This window comes from Massilia putida (assembly GCF_001941825.1).
Classification (GTDB): domain Bacteria; phylum Pseudomonadota; class Gammaproteobacteria; order Burkholderiales; family Burkholderiaceae_D; genus Telluria; species Telluria putida.
The window spans coordinates 26,441-43,084 of the sequence record NZ_CP019036.1 but is presented as its reverse complement, the minus strand read 5'-3'; the positions used below and the strand labels follow the sequence as shown (position 1 = coordinate 43,084).

General features: G+C 57.8%; 20 protein-coding genes. 11 read left to right on the top strand and 9 right to left on the bottom strand.

The annotated features are described in order from the left end of the window. Positions 1 to 15: 15 nt before the first annotated feature. The 8 genes from BVG12_RS00240 to BVG12_RS00205 form a co-directional block, all read right to left on the bottom strand. Positions 16 to 165: a transposase gene (locus BVG12_RS00240; RefSeq protein ID WP_075790611.1), complete on the bottom strand. Its 150-nt coding sequence runs from the start codon at positions 163 to 165 to the stop codon at positions 16 to 18. 228 nt (positions 166 to 393) lie between these two features. Beyond that, positions 394 to 759, bottom strand: a complete 366-nt coding sequence (locus BVG12_RS00235; protein ID WP_075790610.1) for a TrfB-related DNA-binding protein — start codon at positions 757 to 759, stop codon at positions 394 to 396. Between the two features lie 7 nt (positions 760 to 766). Next, positions 767 to 1,246 (bottom strand): hypothetical protein, encoded by a 480-nt coding sequence (locus tag BVG12_RS34885; protein WP_229503617.1) that lies wholly within the window; start codon positions 1,244 to 1,246, stop codon positions 767 to 769. A 55-nt stretch (positions 1,247 to 1,301) separates the two neighbouring features. Continuing rightward, complete coding sequence (locus BVG12_RS00225; protein ID WP_075790609.1) at positions 1,302 to 2,447, bottom strand: ParB/RepB/Spo0J family partition protein; 1,146 nt, start codon at positions 2,445 to 2,447, stop codon at positions 1,302 to 1,304. Between the two features lie 3 nt (positions 2,448 to 2,450). Next, positions 2,451 to 3,248: a ParA family protein gene (locus BVG12_RS00220; protein WP_169926766.1), complete on the bottom strand. Its 798-nt coding sequence runs from the start codon at positions 3,246 to 3,248 to the stop codon at positions 2,451 to 2,453. Positions 3,249 to 3,796: 548 nt separating this feature from the next. Beyond that, entirely contained in the window at positions 3,797 to 5,119 is a 1,323-nt protein-coding gene (locus tag BVG12_RS00215) for a hypothetical protein (protein WP_156895467.1), read from the bottom strand. Positions 5,120 to 5,324: 205 nt separating this feature from the next. Next, positions 5,325 to 5,558: a YlcI/YnfO family protein gene (locus tag BVG12_RS00210; RefSeq protein ID WP_075790607.1), complete on the bottom strand. Its 234-nt coding sequence runs from the start codon at positions 5,556 to 5,558 to the stop codon at positions 5,325 to 5,327. Between the two features lie 172 nt (positions 5,559 to 5,730). Continuing rightward, complete coding sequence (locus tag BVG12_RS00205; RefSeq protein WP_075790606.1) at positions 5,731 to 6,387, bottom strand: OmpW/AlkL family protein; 657 nt, start codon at positions 6,385 to 6,387, stop codon at positions 5,731 to 5,733. Positions 6,388 to 6,477: 90 nt separating this feature from the next. Between BVG12_RS00205 and BVG12_RS33695 the strand changes: the two genes are divergently transcribed. The 4 genes from BVG12_RS33695 (at position 6,478) to BVG12_RS00185 (ending at position 9,535) form a co-directional block, all read left to right on the top strand. Next, positions 6,478 to 6,807 carry a hypothetical protein gene (locus BVG12_RS33695; protein ID WP_156895466.1) on the top strand — a complete coding sequence of 110 codons (330 nt, stop codon included), beginning with the start codon at positions 6,478 to 6,480 and terminating at the stop codon, positions 6,805 to 6,807. A gap of 221 nt (positions 6,808 to 7,028) precedes the next feature. Continuing rightward, positions 7,029 to 7,307, top strand: a complete 279-nt coding sequence (locus BVG12_RS00195; RefSeq protein WP_075790604.1) for a hypothetical protein — start codon at positions 7,029 to 7,031, stop codon at positions 7,305 to 7,307. A 309-nt stretch (positions 7,308 to 7,616) separates the two neighbouring features. Continuing rightward, positions 7,617 to 8,366, top strand: a complete 750-nt coding sequence (locus BVG12_RS00190; protein WP_075790603.1) for an autoinducer binding domain-containing protein — start codon at positions 7,617 to 7,619, stop codon at positions 8,364 to 8,366. A 56-nt stretch (positions 8,367 to 8,422) separates the two neighbouring features. Continuing rightward, positions 8,423 to 9,535: a fatty acid desaturase gene (locus BVG12_RS00185; protein WP_229503621.1), complete on the top strand. Its 1,113-nt coding sequence runs from the start codon at positions 8,423 to 8,425 to the stop codon at positions 9,533 to 9,535. A gap of 84 nt (positions 9,536 to 9,619) precedes the next feature. Here the strand turns inward: BVG12_RS00185 and mnmH are convergent, their stop codons facing one another. Further along, positions 9,620 to 10,699 (bottom strand): tRNA 2-selenouridine(34) synthase MnmH, encoded by a 1,080-nt coding sequence (gene mnmH, locus BVG12_RS00180; protein ID WP_229503620.1) that lies wholly within the window; start codon positions 10,697 to 10,699, stop codon positions 9,620 to 9,622. A 186-nt stretch (positions 10,700 to 10,885) separates the two neighbouring features. Here mnmH and BVG12_RS00175 point away from each other — a divergent pair, with 186 nt between their 5' ends. The 7 genes from BVG12_RS00175 (at position 10,886) to BVG12_RS00145 (ending at position 16,627) form a co-directional block, all read left to right on the top strand. Continuing rightward, positions 10,886 to 11,191, top strand: coding sequence for a hypothetical protein (locus tag BVG12_RS00175; protein ID WP_075790601.1), 306 nt, complete (start codon positions 10,886 to 10,888; stop codon positions 11,189 to 11,191). Next, positions 11,170 to 11,832 carry a lytic transglycosylase domain-containing protein gene (locus BVG12_RS00170; RefSeq protein ID WP_229503619.1) on the top strand — a complete coding sequence of 221 codons (663 nt, stop codon included), beginning with the start codon at positions 11,170 to 11,172 and terminating at the stop codon, positions 11,830 to 11,832. Before BVG12_RS00175 ends, BVG12_RS00170 begins: the two co-directional genes overlap by 22 nt. A gap of 20 nt (positions 11,833 to 11,852) precedes the next feature. After that, a complete protein-coding gene (locus tag BVG12_RS34430) occupies positions 11,853 to 12,143 on the top strand; it encodes a hypothetical protein (RefSeq protein ID WP_075790599.1) in 291 nt (96 codons plus the stop codon). Then, positions 12,140 to 12,517, top strand: a complete 378-nt coding sequence (locus BVG12_RS34425; RefSeq protein ID WP_075790598.1) for a VirB3 family type IV secretion system protein — start codon at positions 12,140 to 12,142, stop codon at positions 12,515 to 12,517. The genes BVG12_RS34430 and BVG12_RS34425 overlap by 4 nt, the downstream gene beginning before the upstream one ends. Then, entirely contained in the window at positions 12,498 to 14,888 is a 2,391-nt protein-coding gene (locus BVG12_RS00155; RefSeq protein WP_075790597.1) for a VirB4 family type IV secretion/conjugal transfer ATPase, read from the top strand. Before BVG12_RS34425 ends, BVG12_RS00155 begins: the two co-directional genes overlap by 20 nt. 79 nt (positions 14,889 to 14,967) lie before the next feature. Continuing rightward, on the top strand, positions 14,968 to 15,627 hold the full coding sequence (virB5, locus tag BVG12_RS00150; protein WP_075790596.1) for a P-type DNA transfer protein VirB5: 660 nt from the start codon (positions 14,968 to 14,970) through the stop codon (positions 15,625 to 15,627). 142 nt (positions 15,628 to 15,769) lie between these two features. Then, positions 15,770 to 16,627, top strand: a complete 858-nt coding sequence (locus BVG12_RS00145) for a TrbL/VirB6 family protein (RefSeq protein ID WP_169926765.1) — start codon at positions 15,770 to 15,772, stop codon at positions 16,625 to 16,627. The last annotated feature ends 17 nt before the right edge of the window (positions 16,628 to 16,644 follow it).

The following is a 16,644-nucleotide window of genomic DNA, read 5'->3' as shown; positions in this document are numbered from 1 at the left end:
TTCAAATGCAGGTCACTACACGTACTGCTCCATCCAACGACGTATCGAGGTCACGCCAACGTCCATCGTCTGGCTGACATGCGAGATACTGAGACCCTGTTCTGTGATCATACGGACGACCTCGAGCTTGAAGCTGGGATCGAAATTGCGGCGCTGCCTGGTCATGTAAACTCCTTCGAAGGTGAATTATCCACCTATCGAGGTGTCCGGGAACATTAGACCACTACAGTCCGCTCTCTCAGCAGCCTTTGCCTCTATGTCCGGATACGTAGGATTAGCCTAGTGGTATAATCCGCATCGTGAGCAGTGGACGAGTTCCCCGGCTTACGTTGATATTTCGGCCCGGTCCCATGACCGGGCTTTTTTGTTTACGGCCTATCCTACGGACGAAGCTCAACACTCGATTCCGGCCGCTGCTGCTGCTGCTGCTGCGGCCGCGTCCACGCGCAATCGGTCTAGCATTTCGCCTGGTGCGGCCACCGTGGCTACCCTCCAGCCTGGAGGCAACGCCGCCTCGGTCATGTCGACCTCGATCTGTTTTGCGGCCTGGTAGCTCTGAAAGATTTCCCACATGGCTTTGACGGAGCCATTTACGGCTTGCCTGGTGATCCCGTACCGGTTTGCTACCTCAACCTGCTTTTCATCGTCCACCAATACAGCGCGCGCAGCTGAGACACGTTCCGGCGACAGTTGGGGAACCAAAGGCACGCACGCATGAAACTCAGCCGGCGTGAGGCTACGATGAAGGGTTTTAGGCATGATATTTTTATGATGTACTTACTACTTCGGCAATCCGGCCATCAACCCATTGGGGTTTCCACGCGGTCGCACCATTTTGTTCGTCGCCCCCGATAGCAAGCCATGAATTCCCTGCCTCGTTCACGGCAACAGCTCCAGCAACCCAATGATCCGGGTTACGCAGCTCATTCACCCAGCTATTGATTTTCCCGGCATAAAAAACGACGACCCCACCGCGCCCAACATAGCCGCGCTCCTTCCGCCAGTCATAAGCAGCGAGAACATTAGCCAAGTGCAATGCGCGCGCGCGGCCGGCCTCATCCAGAAACAGCCTTTGACCAACAGCGAGAGTCTTCAAGCCGGCGGCGGCATCCTGAATATCTCGACCCGGCATATCAAGCGTAACCGTCTCTGCCGCCAGCGCGGCGGCGATGATCTGCGATCGACCGGGTAGCTCTTGGCCACTTCCCAACCTGGTCAGCACTTCAACAGCATCTTGTAAGCTCATGATCGCTCCTGGAGAAAACACACTCCGGACCGGTAGAACCGGCCCGGCTCGATCGTCACGCTTTAGCCAACGCGAGAATTTGAACGACGTCGAACGGTTGTGCATCCTTCATCGTGCCATGAAGGAACGCCATCATGGCGAAGGCGCCAACACCATCTGCGCCAAATTTACCGTCACGCAGGCCCTGCATGATTTCACGCGGTACCTTCGCCTCGGAGATCACGCTACCGTCGTGATAGTGCTTATGAAGGACCGCTTCAACTGCCGCGCGTTCGCCCTCTTCCCACGACATTGCAACGGTTTTCGGACTAGCCCCGTCCTCGAAAATCAGCCCATAGGCCCGGTCCAGAAACTGGCGCGCATCAACTGCGGACGATTTGGCTGCAACCTGTGCAGGCTGCTCGATTTTCGCGTCCGCGAAATTTTTTACCGCGTCGACACCTGGTAATGTCAGCGTGCGCGTATCGCTCTCGGCGGCCGGATCTGCAGGCGCCGACTTTTCGGCCTTCGGCTTCACGCGATCCTTCACCGCATCGGCCTTCTTCCTGGCGTCCTCCTTACCGCGCGTGGCGGCCAATTCGTCCACAAGGCTTTTCGCGGCCTCGGGATCGACCTTCTCGATCGCTTTGACCTTGCCGATCACTTCAAGGTCGGCGCTGATATTTTCCGACAGCAGACGCCGGGCCTGGTCCGACAACTTCAATAACCCAAGCATCTTCGACACCCACGCACGGCCCTTGTGATGCTTGGCCATGACGGCCTCGACATCGCCATTGGCCGCGTCGAGATCCCGCTGCACCTTCTTTGCTTCCTCAATCTGCGTAAGATTTTTCCGCTGGATGTTCTCGGCAAGCTGAATGTCGTCCTTCTGCTCGTCGGTCATTTCCTTGATGAGGCATGGCCCTTCGGTTTCGCCAACAAGGGTCGCACTAGCATAGCGACGGCCGCCGGCAACCAGCTCGTACGGGATCGGACCTGGGATCGGTCGAAGCAACATCGTCTGCAAGATGCCGTGCTGCTTGATACTGCCGCCCATTTCCTGCAGCGTGCTCGTCTCGTCCTCCATCTGTTCGCGGATCTGCGGCGATACCTTGATGTCGGAAAACTTCACGACCGCCAGTTGGTAGCCTCGTCCGGACTCCATCATTTCAGCAAACCCGGCGCCGAGAGCGTCCCCAAAATCGTAAACCTGCGCGGTCATCGTTTAACCCTCCAAACTCGTCAATACGTGGCTGCAGGCATGCTTCCATTCCTGTCCAGCCGCTTTGTGCGAAGCCGTTTTCGCACCCTGCCATACCGGCTTGCGCATGTTGATCGCGCGAGCCACCGGTACCCTTTCCGCCAGCATGAACGGCAAGATGATCGGCCCAAGCTGGGGATGCTTGCGCAGACTTTCCAACTCGGCCATCGCCATCTTGTCGCGCGTATTCACGCGGGACGGCAACATGCCGATCATGCGCAACTTCGGATTGAAGCCGCCGGATTTCACCTGGCGAATGATCTGCCAGAGCTGCGCCAGGCCATCCGTCTCAAACAGGCCGAGGGCCAGCGGACACACGACCGCATCAGCCGCCGTCAACGCGGCCAGCAGAGGCACCCCGATAACACCTGGTGTATCGAAAACGCCAACCTCGAACTTGTCCGACAGTTCGCGCAACACGCGCGCCGGCCGCTTTGCGAAATCATCCGGCGCCCGCTCCAAGGCCCTCAATGCCTCGAAGTCCTCCTTCTCGGCGCGAATGATCGCCACCGTAGGAGTCACGTACTCAAGCTCCGCACCAACCAGCCCATCCGGCGTCCCGAACAAGTCAACCGTCTTGATGTATCGCTTTGAGGGATCTGCCGTACGCGGAAATGCCAGCGAAAGGCTGCCCTGCTTGTCAAAGTCCACCAACAACGTCCGGTTGCCCTGCTCGATCGATTGATGCCCAAGGTTCACCGAAACGGCGCTCTTGGCGATCCCGCCCTTGGGGTTCGCAACAGCGACAGATTTCATTTTCATAACTGACCTCATCGGATTACGTTGATATGGTTTGTATTCTTAGGTGCCGGCTATGTTGCCGGTTTCGCAGCGCTACGATCGGCCAGTGGCCTTCATCACTACGAAGTCAGTATAGCTGTCGCTCATAGCTTTGTCAATCTATTTTGATTGACAAACCGTAGTTTCTTCACATTGATGAGTCAAAACATCGTCGGATAGGTGCATTTCGACAACTCGAAGGATAACAATTTTCGCGGCCGCGAAAAAATATCGCGGCCAAAATTTCGCTGCGATCTACAAGCAAAGTCAACACAAGCTCAAACGCCAACAAGACATTCTCCGCGCTCTCGCGCGGTTCCGCACCCATTTTCCTTCGGAAAACGCGCACGGCTGCGTTACGCCGGGTACCCCGGAAAATCTAAAACCCGAACACCGATCGTCACGCGCACGTGTCCTAACCGATGTTCGTATACAAGGCGGACGCACTCTGAACATGCAACTAACCGTCGAGGGCCAAAACAGATATTCATAGTCTACATACCGGCATCCGCCGGCCAGGGCTACGCCCACTATACAAGGCCGACACACTTTGAACACTGCTCGTCCTTCGGGGGAGTTTTCAGGTATCCGCTCACTGCGCCGACAGAAATTCCCATCGTCTCCGCGATCGCGCGCACCGTCAGGCCCTGCCGGCGCAGTACGTGTGCCTGGTCACGCTTTTCCTCGCCCTGGGCAATGTAGTCGTCTCTGGCCATGACGCCGGCAGCGGCACGTGTCCGGCGCTTACTTTCGCGGTCCCGATCGCGCTTGCGATCGGCGGCTAGATCGTCCGGGATGATCGCGCGAAGGTTCGGCAACAGATCGTCCGGAATCAGCGGGGCCAGCTGCTCGTACAGCGTTTCCCTCTTGTAGCGATAGCGTTGCTCGCGGCCGCTGTCGGCCGTCTCCCGCGCACGGCGCGCGACGCTGCTGCAATAGCTGCGGGCCTGCTCGGCACTCAGGCTTGGCGTGATCTGCCTGGCCACCGACTCGACCTCTGCTTCCAACGCCTCGGACAAGGTGAACCACGACAGTGCGTTCGCCATGTGGAAAAGCACGGTGTCGCGCTGGCCGTCTTCAACTGGCGCACCTGGCCAGTTATGGGCAACGATCGCGTGCAGATCACGATAGACGAGCGCCCACCGCTCGTAGATGCTCCCGTAGGGCTTGCCTTGGGTCTTTGGTGACAAGTAGTCCAGCTGGCGGGCCGCGCGCGTGGCGCGCAGGTCGCGGATTTCCGCGCGCGTGTGCGGAAGGATCTGGTCGGCCAGCCAGTCGAAATCGTGCCGCTTGACGTGGATTGGCTCGGCACGCACACGGAACCCGTCTGCCTTGCTGTTCACGGTGCCGACGACCCGGAGGACGCGCGTTGCATCCGCGCTCATTCGATCGCCGTTGCAGATCTTGACGAGGTGCCGCTGACACGCCTGCCAACGCGGCAAGGCGCGCGCATCGGTGCGCTCGATCAGCCAATACAGATGAGCACCGCGGCCGGTGTACACGATGCAATTCGGTTCAGGGATGCGCGCATGTTCCAGCGCGGACAGGGCAAGCTCGACCTGGTACATGACGTCTTCGCCGTCGTGAGCGTCGATGTCGACGTAGAGGGCATTCAACGCGGCCGCGTTCTTGATGAGGCGCCAATTGAAGAACTCATTGGGCGTCACGTACACGTCCGGCTGGTCGACCCAGCGCGACAACGTGTCACGTGCAACCTCACGGTTGAGCACGTGCCAGTTCTTGGCCTGGTTCGGCGTGTACGCGATCAGCTCGCGCTCCTGGTGCGGGGCGACGAGATCGTAATGGTCCGATGGCAGGCGCAGGGCCAGCCTTAGCTGCTGCATTTCATGCATTCCTCATGTGCACGTGCGCAACACCTACGTTTGAAAAGGTCAAACGGGGGCGTTACGGCACACGTGCCGCTTGCAAGGCGTAAAGGGAATGCTTAGAATGGACCTAACACAGCGCGTTCCAAGTCGCTTGTTGGGTCTGCTCCAAACAGTCCTAACGCAAGTTTTAATCCAAAACCCTCATGTTGGCGCATGAGGGTTTTGTTCTTTATACAAGGCTCAGTTGTTGTACTGGGTCTTCCCTTCCTAGATCGTGTCCGAGGCTTTCAGCGGCCGCGCTCTCGCGGTCCTTCTCGCTCAAATAAATCGTTTCCAGCAACGCCACCGACCGGCCGTGCATCAGGGCTTCGTTGACATAAAAGCTCTTAGGGCGGTTCGTCAATGCTGACAAGCGCTCCAAGCGTTCCTCTATGTTTTTCTGCAGTCTGATCGAAAAAGCCATATCGTCCGTCCAACGTTTCGGTGTAATACGTGTATTACAAGTAGTACGATAATAGCCGGAAAGCATTTCAGGTAGCAAGTTGTTGTTTTTTTGCGTGCTAGTCCTGCACAACTGGACAATTTTTCAACGGTGTGGTCATCGTGGCCGCAGCCACGATGCCTTACTGTCGAAGTCAGAAGCGATACCCGACGGCCAGATTGACCAGCAACGGATTGACCGACACATCGACACTTTGACCAGTCGAAAGGTGGGCGGTCGTCTTGAGACGCATCGGAACGATCGAACCGTCCAGGAACCAATGATCGCTGAGCTTGTACGTCGCCCCGACTTGGCCAACGAAGCCCCAGGCGCTATCGATGCTCGCGGTGGTAGTGCCGCCTGGATTGGTCAACATGCTCAACATCGGCGTGGTGGTCACGCTGGTGTACTTGGTGTACGTACCGCCGAGGCCGACATACGGACGGAACAGGCTATCGGTACCGCCGAAACGGTACTGAAACATGAGGATAGGGGACCAAACTTTCGTGTCAGCGATCTTGCCCGCCTTCTCGATAGTTCCGCGCCCCTCGATGTCGAGCTTCGGCGGAACGCCGAAAGCAAGTTCTACGGATGCTTGGTCGGTCAGCATGTACATCGCACTGCCGAAGATCCCGCCACCGTTGCCGACGTCGACCTTTCCATTCGGAACACCAGTGATGTCACCGCTGCTAACCTTGGGCATGAATTCGTTGTAACCAACCTTACCGCTCCAGGTTCCGGCCGATTGAGCAAGGGCGTTGCCATTTGCGAACAGAATGCCGGCGACACACGCTAGTGGGATTACTCTCATTGTCACTCCATATCAAGCTGCGACCAACAATTGGTACGCTCTAGTTACAATCATATAAAAACCGAATGAAAAGCAGCGCCGCCATCGATTTTGCCTGCCGGCGCAGCTGGCCAGCTGCAGGCCGATCGCGGCCGCTTGGCGCCGGCGCCGGCCTGCGCCGCTCGATCACGTCGACGTCCACCAGCAGCGGGCGCGATCGCCGGCAACCTGGTCGTGGCCAGCTGCGGCCGCCGCTCGATGCCGGCGCACCTGGCCAGCTGCAGGCCGATCGCGGCCGCCTGGTGCCAGCGCCGGCCGGCCCTGCTCGATCGCGTCGACGTCCACCAGCTGCGCGCGATCGCCGGCAACCTGGTCGTGGCCAGCGCCGGCCGCCGCTCGATGCCGGCGCACCTGGCCACCTGCAGGCCACCGACGATGTGACATTTGGATAGAGTGTGGCCCTGTCGAGGCTGGCAGTATTTGACATAGGGACTAGGAGTACAGGACTTCCGCCGGAAGTCGAGGCGCGCGCCCGAAGTTACGTTCTTGCCGTAAGGTCCGCATTTGCGGCGATTGATGCGAAAAAGCCAGATTTAGTATCGCTCCGGTAAAATGAGTTGCCGCCAAAGCGATGGCTACTATCAAAATCACATCGACCGACTATGGGACTCCAGGGACTTAACAAGAAAGAAATCCAGGTGATCGCGCAAGCGAACCACGACAACTACTCGGTCAAGATCTACTCGGAAGAAGCCGGACTTTGGCAAGTCGACATCGAGCTAGCGAATCCAGCTCGGCGGTTTCAAGCCTTTACGCAGCGTGGCGAACTCAAGACCTGGCGCGAACTGGCGGGCGCCGTTGGGTTCATTCAAGAAACTTGCCCCGACTGCGAAAAAGTGACGATCGTAGTGGGTACGTGGACATTCACCCGGACTGAATAGCATGAGCAATATTTCAATCTGCTGCCCTGTGTGCAGCCATCGGTACGACGACGAGATCCTAGAACTGCTCGACTACGACGTTCTGCATGATTTTCGTTGTGAACATTGTGCTAACACATTTGTCGCCTTGCTAAAGGAGTGTCAAATGTGTAATGGCGAAAGCGTCTTTACTTGGAACGCCAAGCCTCCTGCGGAAGTTGTCGAAAACCTGTGTTGTAAGGTATGTGGCAAACCATTCCGACAGCAGGAGGACGACGACGACGACCTCTAACAACTCTAGTGTTCGGCTAGCAGGCGAACGGCAAAGCTATGAACAACAGAAGCGGGTACGAAGTTGCGGATGTGGTTGATGTCATCTGCGAACTTGAACAGTGTGTTACGGAAGACGATGCGAACAGCCTGACTATGGAAGTCGTTCGCCACCTGGGCGCCGACTGGTTCGTGTACGCGACACTACTGCCACCTGAACTGAACAAGGCCGATGAGAGCTTTCACTACTTCATCGGATGCCGGGAAGAGTTGTGTAATATTTACAATCAGCGTATGTGGAAGATGAACGATCCCTTCCTGGAATACGCTCTCTCCAACAGCGCACCAATTTTGGGTTCCAAGGTCAAACTGGCGACACCTGGCCAAGTCGAGATCTTGCGCACTGGCGCGGAGCTGGGCTTTCGCAGCGGGCTAGTGGTCCCCACGCACACAAGCATGGGCAACAAGCGCCTTGGCCTGTTCTACATTGGTTCGGAGCTGCCGCCGGAAGAAGGGGAACCGATGCTATGGCGGAAGCGCGGCCAGTTCGTGGCCTTGGGTCACGAACTGCTCCAGTGGTGGAATGCGCGGTTGAAGCAACAGGCAATGCGCAAGTACAGCCTGATTGATGAGGAAATCGAGATATTGCAGCTTGTCCGCAAAGGAAAGGTTGCCTCGGAGATAGCGGCATTCTACGATGTGAAAGTGTCTGTGATCTACCGGAAGTGGGAAGCGCTCAAGGAGAAACTAGACGTCGAGAAGATCGAACACGCCGTCGTTGTGGCTGAGTCGATCGGCTTACTGGAATAGTGCCGCCCCGGACGTTGCCGATCTGGAGGCCGGCAAGTCATACGAAAGGATACGTCGTGGGGGTCCGTAGCACGTCCATAAAGAATGCGGGCTATTCGCTCGTCTTGCTACCGCAAATTCTCTTGGTAGTGAGCGTCCATATCGGCCTACCTTGGCTTGTCCTGCTGTTCTTCTTCGCCGGCCTGCCGCTGCTCCGCTACCTGATCGGCAATGATCTGTCGCCACCGAATCCGAAGCAGATTAGCCCCCTGGTGCGCGGCTATCTCCGTAGCCTGCCAAGACTCTACTGCCTGACGTTTGCGATCCTCTTGCCTTGGACTGCTTGGACTTTCGTGGCGGTTCCGAGAATACACGGCTCGATCGCCGGCTTTGCGTTGTCCCTCTGGACCGTTTTCGCCCTGGCCACCTGCGTTGCGCATGAGTTGATACACACTGTCGATAGCCCGCTTGATCGCCGGCTAGGGCGCGTCCTGGCGGCTTCGGTCGGCTATTTTCAGCTGTATGAAGAACACTTTAGCCACCATGAGCGTACGGGCCACTATCACAGCGCGGACGTGGCCCGACCTGGCCAGTCGATCTACGGGTACAGCTGGAATCGTTACTTGGAGACGATTCGATCGGCGCTGGACTTCGAGTGCGCGCGCCTGCGCCGGAACGGCTTGAGCAAAGCCCATAACCGTGTGTACTGGACTGCCCTAATCCCTGTCCTGGTCGCGTGCCTTTTCTATGCGATCGGCGGCCCTGTAGCCCTGGGGGTGTATGTGTTTGAGGTGGTCGCAACAGCGTTCGCCGTACAGGCGATCACTTACCTCCAGCATTGGGGACTGTCCGAAAAGATGACGCCAGAGCTAGGCGATCATGGCTTTTCATGGGAAGAGGGCTGCTGGATTCAGGCGTGCATTACTCTCAACAATTCATTCCACGGCCAGCATCACTTGTACGTCCGCAAACCCTACTATCAACTTACGATGTCGAAGGAGGCATTGGCCTTGCCTGCGTCCTATCCGGTCATGTTCTTGATGGCCCTGTTCCCGCCAGTGCTTACCCGCGTCATGAAGGCTCACTTGGCATTGTGGATGAACGACGAGATGGCCCGGAAGAACATGATGCACCGTACCGATTGCTTCGGCATCGGAATGCTCGGCCGCGGCGTTTCCCAAAGACATTAGTAGCACCTCAGCACATTTTCGCGTCCGCGAAAAAGTTTGCCCTTCCACAGGATTTTCGCGGACGCGAAAATCCTGCCCCTGGCGTCACTCTCCCGTTTTCAACGACTTTGCGACCTTAAGCAAACCTGCCGGCGACAGGTCGTCCAGGTAGATGACCGGCGACTTGTCGATCTCAGGATAGTTGCGCAGCACAGAACGACGGTAGGCCGGGTCGTAGTGTTTGCGCATAAGTCGCTCGAACAATTCGGGCATGCGCTTCTCTGCAGCCAGATCCTCCCACGCCTTGAATTCCTCGCCACCGACGAGCGGCCGCAGGAAGACCAGACGCTCGATCATGCCCGGTGGGTCTTCCTCGAAGTGTCGGTAGTCTTCACGCCAAAGCAGCACGCGCTGCGCCATTTCAGCGTCGACCTGGTACGTGGTTCCCTTGCGCATCGTCTCAAGCAAAGCGTCCGGCACTTGGACGTTGCCAATCTTTTTGCTCTCCGCTTCGACCCAGACTGGCCGCGCCGGATCGAGCGCATCCATTTCCTTTAGCAGCAAAGAATCGAAGTATTTTTGCGACGGCTGCGGCGTGCCATCGGGCAGGGCGCCAAGAACCGATCCCCGATGCGCGGCGATCTCTTCGAGATCCAGGACCTGTTCGCCGGCCTCGCGTAGCGCGTACAGCAAACGTGTCTTTCCGCAGCCTGTAGGCCCGGTAAGCACGTTGTACCGGTACTTCGTCGGCAGAGTGGCCAGCTGCTCGTTCACGAAGCGCCTGTAACCCTTCCAACCGCCTTTGAGCTTGTGGACTCGATACCCGATCGTTTCGAGGTTGTCCGTCCAGAGCTTGCTTCGCTTACCGCCCCGGAAGCAGTAAACCAAGATCCTGGCCTTGTCAGGGAACTTGGGCACGATGTCTTCGCGCAGGTGCCGCGCCATGTTCACCAGCGAGTACTGCACGCCGATTTGGTACGCCGCCGTCGTGTTCGTCCGGTGCAGCGTACCCACTTCCGCGTATTCCTCATTGTTCACCACGGGCATGTTTACAGCGCCCGGAATGTGATCTTCCTCGTACTCGCGCGGCGACCGCGCATCAATGATGAGGTCATAGATATTGAGGTCACGCAACTCTTGCATTGTGACATCCCGCACATCATTGAATTTAACAAAACCTTCCATCGTACCACCTACCTTCGCAGTTCACCAAAGAAGTTGACCACCTGTAGTTCCGGCTCGGCCAAAGCCAGAATGCTACACCAATGCAAAACCGCTGTAAAAAAACCACTCCCGAAATTCGATTGACGAAATCCGATTTTGATTTCAAAATCCTGAAAACGTAATCAAAACGCGAAAGTGAGAACCGCCATGCTTGCCCCCAAGGCGTCCCAAGAGATTCAACTGACGAAGCGGTACTTGCAGATCCTGACGGCGACGTTTGCCGGTCGATACGACGTGGCGGTGAGCGAGACGGCTGGAAACGGCCTGTGGACGGTGTCCGTAAAGCTGCCCGAGACGGTCGACGCGCACCCGGTCATGACGGCGCGTGGCGACACCAAGATTTGGCGCGACGTGATCGGTGCTCTCACTTTTGTGCGTGCGAATTGCGCGTCGGCCGCCTCCGTGACGGTCCACGTAGGCGACTGGCAGCTGTGCTGGAAAAAACCTTGCTGAGTGAGGAAGAAATGGCAGGAATTTTGATGAGCAACGACTGTGCCCAACACGTACAGGCGCCCATCGAACAAGCGATCGTGACGGTCGAATCGTCCTTCAACCCTTACGCCATCGGCGTTGTGAACGGCTACCTGGTTCGTCAGCCGCGCAACAAGGCCGAGGCGGTCGCTACCGCGCAGGCGCTCAAGGCGCAGGGCTACAACTTCAGCATGGGCTGCCGGCAGGTCAACGTCGGCAACCTCGACAAGTACGGCTTGACGCTGGACACGGCGTTCGACGCCGCCAAGAACTCGATGGCCGGGTCTTCGATTTATGGGGAATGCCTGGCCCGCGCAACCAAGCAATTCGGGAACGGCGAAGCGGCCACACGCGCCGCTTTGTCTTGCTACTACAGCGGCAACTTCACAACTGGACAACGAAAGGAGGGAAACCAACCCAGCTATGTCGACAAGGTTTTAGCCAAAACCACACCGGGGGAAACACGCGGCGATGCGCAGCCTATCCCGGTTGTCTCAACCAAACCCAAGAGCGCGAAAGCGGACAACCGGAAGGCAGTACCGCCGTCCAGTCCGACACCTGAGCATGTCCAGGACGCCAGCAACACGAAGCTGGCCGATTGGGACGTTTTTAACGAACTGTGAACTTATCCGAAGGACTTACCATGAAACGCTTCTTCAACAAACTGTCTTCCGTAATCGCTATCTCGGCCGTCTTCGCAGCCCACGCGCATGCTGCTGGTGGCCTCTCGTCCGGCACTACCGCCGTGACGACTTTCAACACCTGGCTGTTCGCATTCATCGGCATCGTCTCGATCTCGTACTTGACCTTCAAGTGCGTACAGCTGGCCGGAGAAAAAATCCAATGGATCGACCTGGGCTATGCCATCGCCAAGGTCGCCGTTATCGGCGGCGTGCCGGTCCTCGGAGCCTGGGCGTACGCGGTCTACGCATGACCATGAACGACAGAGCTAAGTACCCCTCGTACAACGCTCTCGCGCGGGTCGCCATGCTCAAGGGCGTCCCGCTCGTAGTAGCCATCCTGCTCGCGCTTTTCAGCCTGGCTGCCGGAACACTCGGAGCGCTTTTCCTGGGTCCCGGCGGACTGCTGATGGCCGCGATTGGCGTGCCGATCTTCTTCTACTGCCGGGACACCTGCAAAGACGACGATCAGGCGCTGCGCATAGCCCTACTAGAGATCAAGTGCTGGTTGGGAAAACGAAATGCTAAGTACTTCGGCGGGACCTACACCATGGCACCAGCGAAGTACGGACGGAGGGAACATGTTTACAAGCGCTACTTCAAACACAATGCGTCCGACCATCAGTAATCAGGTGCTCGACAATCAACCCGCGATCGAAGACAAGCTGCCGAAGATCGGCCGGCATGTCTCACCGCATGTCGTGAACTACGAAGACGGCCGCGCGCTGCTGGTCATCCGTCTGTCCGGCATGGCCTTCGAGTCCCTGTCAGAGGACGAAATCGAGACACGCTTCAACCAGCGCAACCGCATCATCGCGGCCGCCGCGAAGTCAAAGGGCAACCGGCTCGCCTTCTGGAGCACGCTGCAGCGCCGCCGCATCGAGTTCACCAGCCGCTTTACCTTCAAATCCGCGTTCATGCAGCAGTTCGCGTCGGCGTACCTCAAGCGCTTCACGACGGGGGACTACTTCGAGAACGTGTTTTATCTGTCGGTCCTGTTGAAGTATGACGACCTGGCCGAGGGCGTCCGCGAGCTGGAAGACTTGGGCGAGCAGTTGACGAAATCGCTCTCCAGCTACGCCCCGGAGACGCTGGGGACCTACCAGCGCAACGGCATCGTGTTCTCGGATGTCTACAAGTTCCTGGGAATCCTCATCAACGGCGTCGAGGAAGAGATTCCGGTCATGGCCGCGCCCGCGTGCGAGCTGATTCCTAGCTCCTGGCTTCATTTCGGATACGAAATCGCAGAGGTCCGGGCCGAGCATCGCACGCGCTTTGCGGTGAACTATGACATGAAGGACTTCCCCGACGATACCAAGAATGGGATGCTCGACCCGATCCTTGCGTTGCCGGCCGAGTTCATTTTCACGCAAGGGTTTAAGTGCCTCGGCATCATGGAAGGGAAGAAGGCTATTTCCTCGCAAGGCAACAAGTTAAAGTCGGTCAAGGACAAGGCAGGCCACCAGCTGCAGGAACTTGAAGAGGCCGAAGCCTACCTCAGCACCGGAGAACTGGCATTCGCTGAGTATCACGGTGCCTTGACGGTCTATGGCGACACACAAAAGCAAGCAGCCGATGCCGGTACGGAAGTCACGACTTGCTTCCTGGCTCAGTGCGGTACGCGATTCGTCAAGGCGACGGCCTCGGCGCCGTATACCTACGTGGCGCACGTCCCTGGCGCCAAGTGGATTCCACGGCCGATGCCGAAGGCCAGCCGCAATTTAGCTGCATCCTTCTCGCTGCACAACTACTCGTCGGGCAAGTCGTCGGGCAACCCTATTGGCGATGGCTCTGCCGTGATGCCGCTGCAAACTATGTCCGGTTCGCTGTACAACTTCAACTTCCACTACTCGAAGGAAGGTGAGGACAACCTAGGCGAGAAGCTGGCCGCTCACACGATGATCCTAGGTACGACTGGTAGCGGCAAGACCACGCTGGAAACGGCGCTGATTGGCTTCACGGAGCGTTTCGACACCAAGATCTTCGCTCTGGACAAGGACGAGGGCTTGAAGCTGTTTATCACGGCTTTGGGTGGCGTCTACTTCACGATCCGCGAAGGCGAACCTACGGGCCTGGCGCCGTTCCAGCTGCCCGACACCCCGGAAAACAGGGGCTTCCTCTACGAGCTGGTCACGGCATGCGGCCGCGACGACAAGGGCAAGGTCACGGCCGAGGAAGAGAAGCAAATCAAGATCGCCGTCGACGCCGTGCTTGGCCTCGACCTGGCGCACCGCCAGTTCAGCCGCCTGCTCGAAAACATCCCGGACCTAGGCGGCAACTGCCTGGCCGCGCGCCTCGGCAAATGGTGCCATGCCGCCAATGGACGCTTTGCCTGGGCGCTCGATAACGCTTCGGGGAGCAACATCGGCATCACGTCGGAACGCAAGGTCGGGTTTGACGTATCGGACTTCCTCAAGCCGAACTATGAGCCGACCGAACCAGTCCTGGCGTACTTGCTGCACCTGAAAAAGCTCATGCAGCGCAACGGCGGCCTGCTGGCGACAGTGGTTGAGGAATTCCACGTGCCGGCGATGTACCCCACCACGGCCGGGATGATGTTCGACGTTCTCAAGACGGGCCGCAAGCGTGATGAGTACCTGGTGATGCCGTCGCAATCGCCCGAGGACGCCATCAAGTCTCCGATCTTCGATGCGATCCGCGACCTGACTATCACGAAGATTTTTCTGCCGAACCCATCGGCTGAATTCGAGAGCTATCAACGCTGCGGCCTCACCCGCAAGGAATTCGCGCAGCTCAAGGATTTGGAAGTTGACTCGCGCACGTTCCTCATCAAGCAGGGCAACCAAAGCTGCTTTGCCAAGCTGGACCTGTACGGCATGGACGACGCCATTTCGATCCTGTCGAGCAATACCGAAAACGTCGCGATCTTCAACGACCTGGTAGCCGAGGTCGGCGTCGACCCCGAGGTGTGGATGCCCGAGTTCCAGCGGCGCCGGCGTGGCAAGCGACAGCTGCGCGAAGGCAGCCTCAGCAACTAATCCCTGCCAGGGATTTTCGCGGACGCGAAAAAAGCCGAATTTTCGCGGACGCGAAAAAACTCAACCAACGGAGTCTCACATGAAGCAGCTGAAAATACTTGCAGTAGCAGCGGCCGTCAGCACGATCGTGGCTACGCCCGCGTACGCGCAATGGACTGTCAACGTCAACTCGGACATTCCGGCGACGATGAACCAAATCCAGACGATGGCTCAATGGGCAAAGCAGTATGGCCAAATGGTCCAGCAGATTACCCACTTGAAGAACCAGTACGACGCCATTACCGGCACGCGCGGCCTGGGCCAGATCCTCAACAATCCGGCGCTGCGCAACTATTTGCCCGACTCCTGGGCAAACATCTACGACCAGATCAAATCGGGTGGCTTACCGGGACTGAGCAGCAAGGCGGCCGCGATCTTCGCAGCCGAAGGCTTCGATTCCCATGCTACCGGCGGCCAGAAACGCCAGCTGGACATCCTCGCCGCTAACAAGGCGATGGCAATGCAGTCCTACGACGCCACGCTCGCCCGGGTGCAAAACATCAATTTGCTCATGCAGAAGGCGGACGCGACCAACGACATGAAGGCGGCGGCCGACCTGCAAAACCGCATGGCGGCGGAGAACGCGGCCATCCAGAACGAGCAAGTACGGCTCAACCTGGCCATGCAGTTGCAACAGGTCGAAATGCAAATGGCTGACCAGCAGCGTTCGTCCGAGTTTGCGTCCAAGTACTTCCAGTAAAACCCGATCGAACTAATCACAGGAGGTTGGAGCCTCGCGGCTCCAAACACTTATGGCTGCTCCAGCAATCACACCTTTTACCGAGATCTACACGTTCTTCGATACAGCAGTTGTAGGCACTTTGACGAGCGGAACGGCCAGCATGATTGCGCTGATCAGTCCACTTGTTGCCGCGTGCTTCAGCCTCTACGTGACCTTGATCCTGTTTTCCTATCTTCGTGGTGAAGACAACGACGAGCCGGTGATGGACTTCCTATCCCGAATGGTTGGTTGGGGGGCCGCCATCGTGTTCGGTATGCATATCGACATGTACAACACCTACGTTGTCCCGTTCGTCAACCATCTTGGCGACGACTTGGCCGGCGTGGTTGGACCGGCGTTCAACTCGGCCTCCGCACTCGACAACATGGCAAACGGCTTCGCAACCGCGTTCGCAAAAATCATGCATGACGCCAGCGGCATCAAAGAGTCTATCTACGCGGCACTCGCCATTCTGCTTATCTGGCTCTTTGCGGGATTGTTCATGGTCGTAGCGATCGCATACATCCTGTTGGCAAAAGTCGCCCTTGGAATCCTCCTGGCTATCGGCCCGCTGTTTATCGTGGCCGCCCTGTTCCCAGCAAGCCGAGATTTGTTCAAGAACTGGACCGGCCAATGCTTGAACTACGCCTTCCTGGTGATGCTGTTCAGCTTCGCGGCACAAATCGAAATCGCCATGGTCAACAGCGTCATACCTGCAGATCTGTCGATTTCCGCTGTGATGAAAGTCTGCCTGATTTGCGCGGTGATGGTCTTCGTATCTTTGAACCTGCCTAGCCTGGCGTCCTCGCTGGCTGGCGGTGTCGGTATCTCTTCGATGGTGGGCAAATTCAGGCAACTACCGAACCTTCGCGGTGGCGGAAACCCTGGAGTAGCCCAAGGCGGCAACAACACGATGAGCCCAACTGGATCTGGTGGCGGCCGGGCAGGGGGATCGCTCGCACCTGAACAAAAAACCTAAGCACGATGAGGAAACCA

Bases quoted from the DNA above. Each gene is read 5' to 3' on its own strand.
- BVG12_RS00240 (WP_075790611.1), bottom strand. From the start codon at position 165: ATGACCAGGCAGCGCCGCAATTTCGATCCCAGCTTCAAGCTCGAGGTC.
- BVG12_RS00235 (WP_075790610.1), bottom strand. From the start codon at position 759: ATGCCTAAAACCCTTCATCGTAGCCTCACGCCGGCTGAGTTTCATGCG.
- BVG12_RS34885 (WP_229503617.1), bottom strand. From the start codon at position 1,246: ATGAGCTTACAAGATGCTGTTGAAGTGCTGACCAGGTTGGGAAGTGGC.
- BVG12_RS00225 (WP_075790609.1), bottom strand. From the start codon at position 2,447: ATGACCGCGCAGGTTTACGATTTTGGGGACGCTCTCGGCGCCGGGTTT.
- BVG12_RS00220 (WP_169926766.1), bottom strand. From the start codon at position 3,248: ATGAAAATGAAATCTGTCGCTGTTGCGAACCCCAAGGGCGGGATCGCC.
- BVG12_RS00215 (WP_156895467.1), bottom strand. From the start codon at position 5,119: ATGCATGAAATGCAGCAGCTAAGGCTGGCCCTGCGCCTGCCATCGGAC.
- BVG12_RS00210 (WP_075790607.1), bottom strand. From the start codon at position 5,558: ATGGCTTTTTCGATCAGACTGCAGAAAAACATAGAGGAACGCTTGGAG.
- BVG12_RS00205 (WP_075790606.1), bottom strand. From the start codon at position 6,387: ATGAGAGTAATCCCACTAGCGTGTGTCGCCGGCATTCTGTTCGCAAAT.
- BVG12_RS00195 (WP_075790604.1), top strand. From the start codon at position 7,029: ATGGGACTCCAGGGACTTAACAAGAAAGAAATCCAGGTGATCGCGCAA.
- BVG12_RS00190 (WP_075790603.1), top strand. From the start codon at position 7,617: ATGAACAACAGAAGCGGGTACGAAGTTGCGGATGTGGTTGATGTCATC.
- mnmH (WP_229503620.1), bottom strand. From the start codon at position 10,699: ATGGAAGGTTTTGTTAAATTCAATGATGTGCGGGATGTCACAATGCAA.
- BVG12_RS00175 (WP_075790601.1), top strand. From the start codon at position 10,886: ATGCTTGCCCCCAAGGCGTCCCAAGAGATTCAACTGACGAAGCGGTAC.
- BVG12_RS34430 (WP_075790599.1), top strand. From the start codon at position 11,853: ATGAAACGCTTCTTCAACAAACTGTCTTCCGTAATCGCTATCTCGGCC.
- BVG12_RS34425 (WP_075790598.1), top strand. From the start codon at position 12,140: ATGACCATGAACGACAGAGCTAAGTACCCCTCGTACAACGCTCTCGCG.
- BVG12_RS00155 (WP_075790597.1), top strand. From the start codon at position 12,498: ATGCGTCCGACCATCAGTAATCAGGTGCTCGACAATCAACCCGCGATC.
- virB5 (WP_075790596.1), top strand. From the start codon at position 14,968: ATGAAGCAGCTGAAAATACTTGCAGTAGCAGCGGCCGTCAGCACGATC.
- BVG12_RS00145 (WP_169926765.1), top strand. From the start codon at position 15,770: ATGATTGCGCTGATCAGTCCACTTGTTGCCGCGTGCTTCAGCCTCTAC.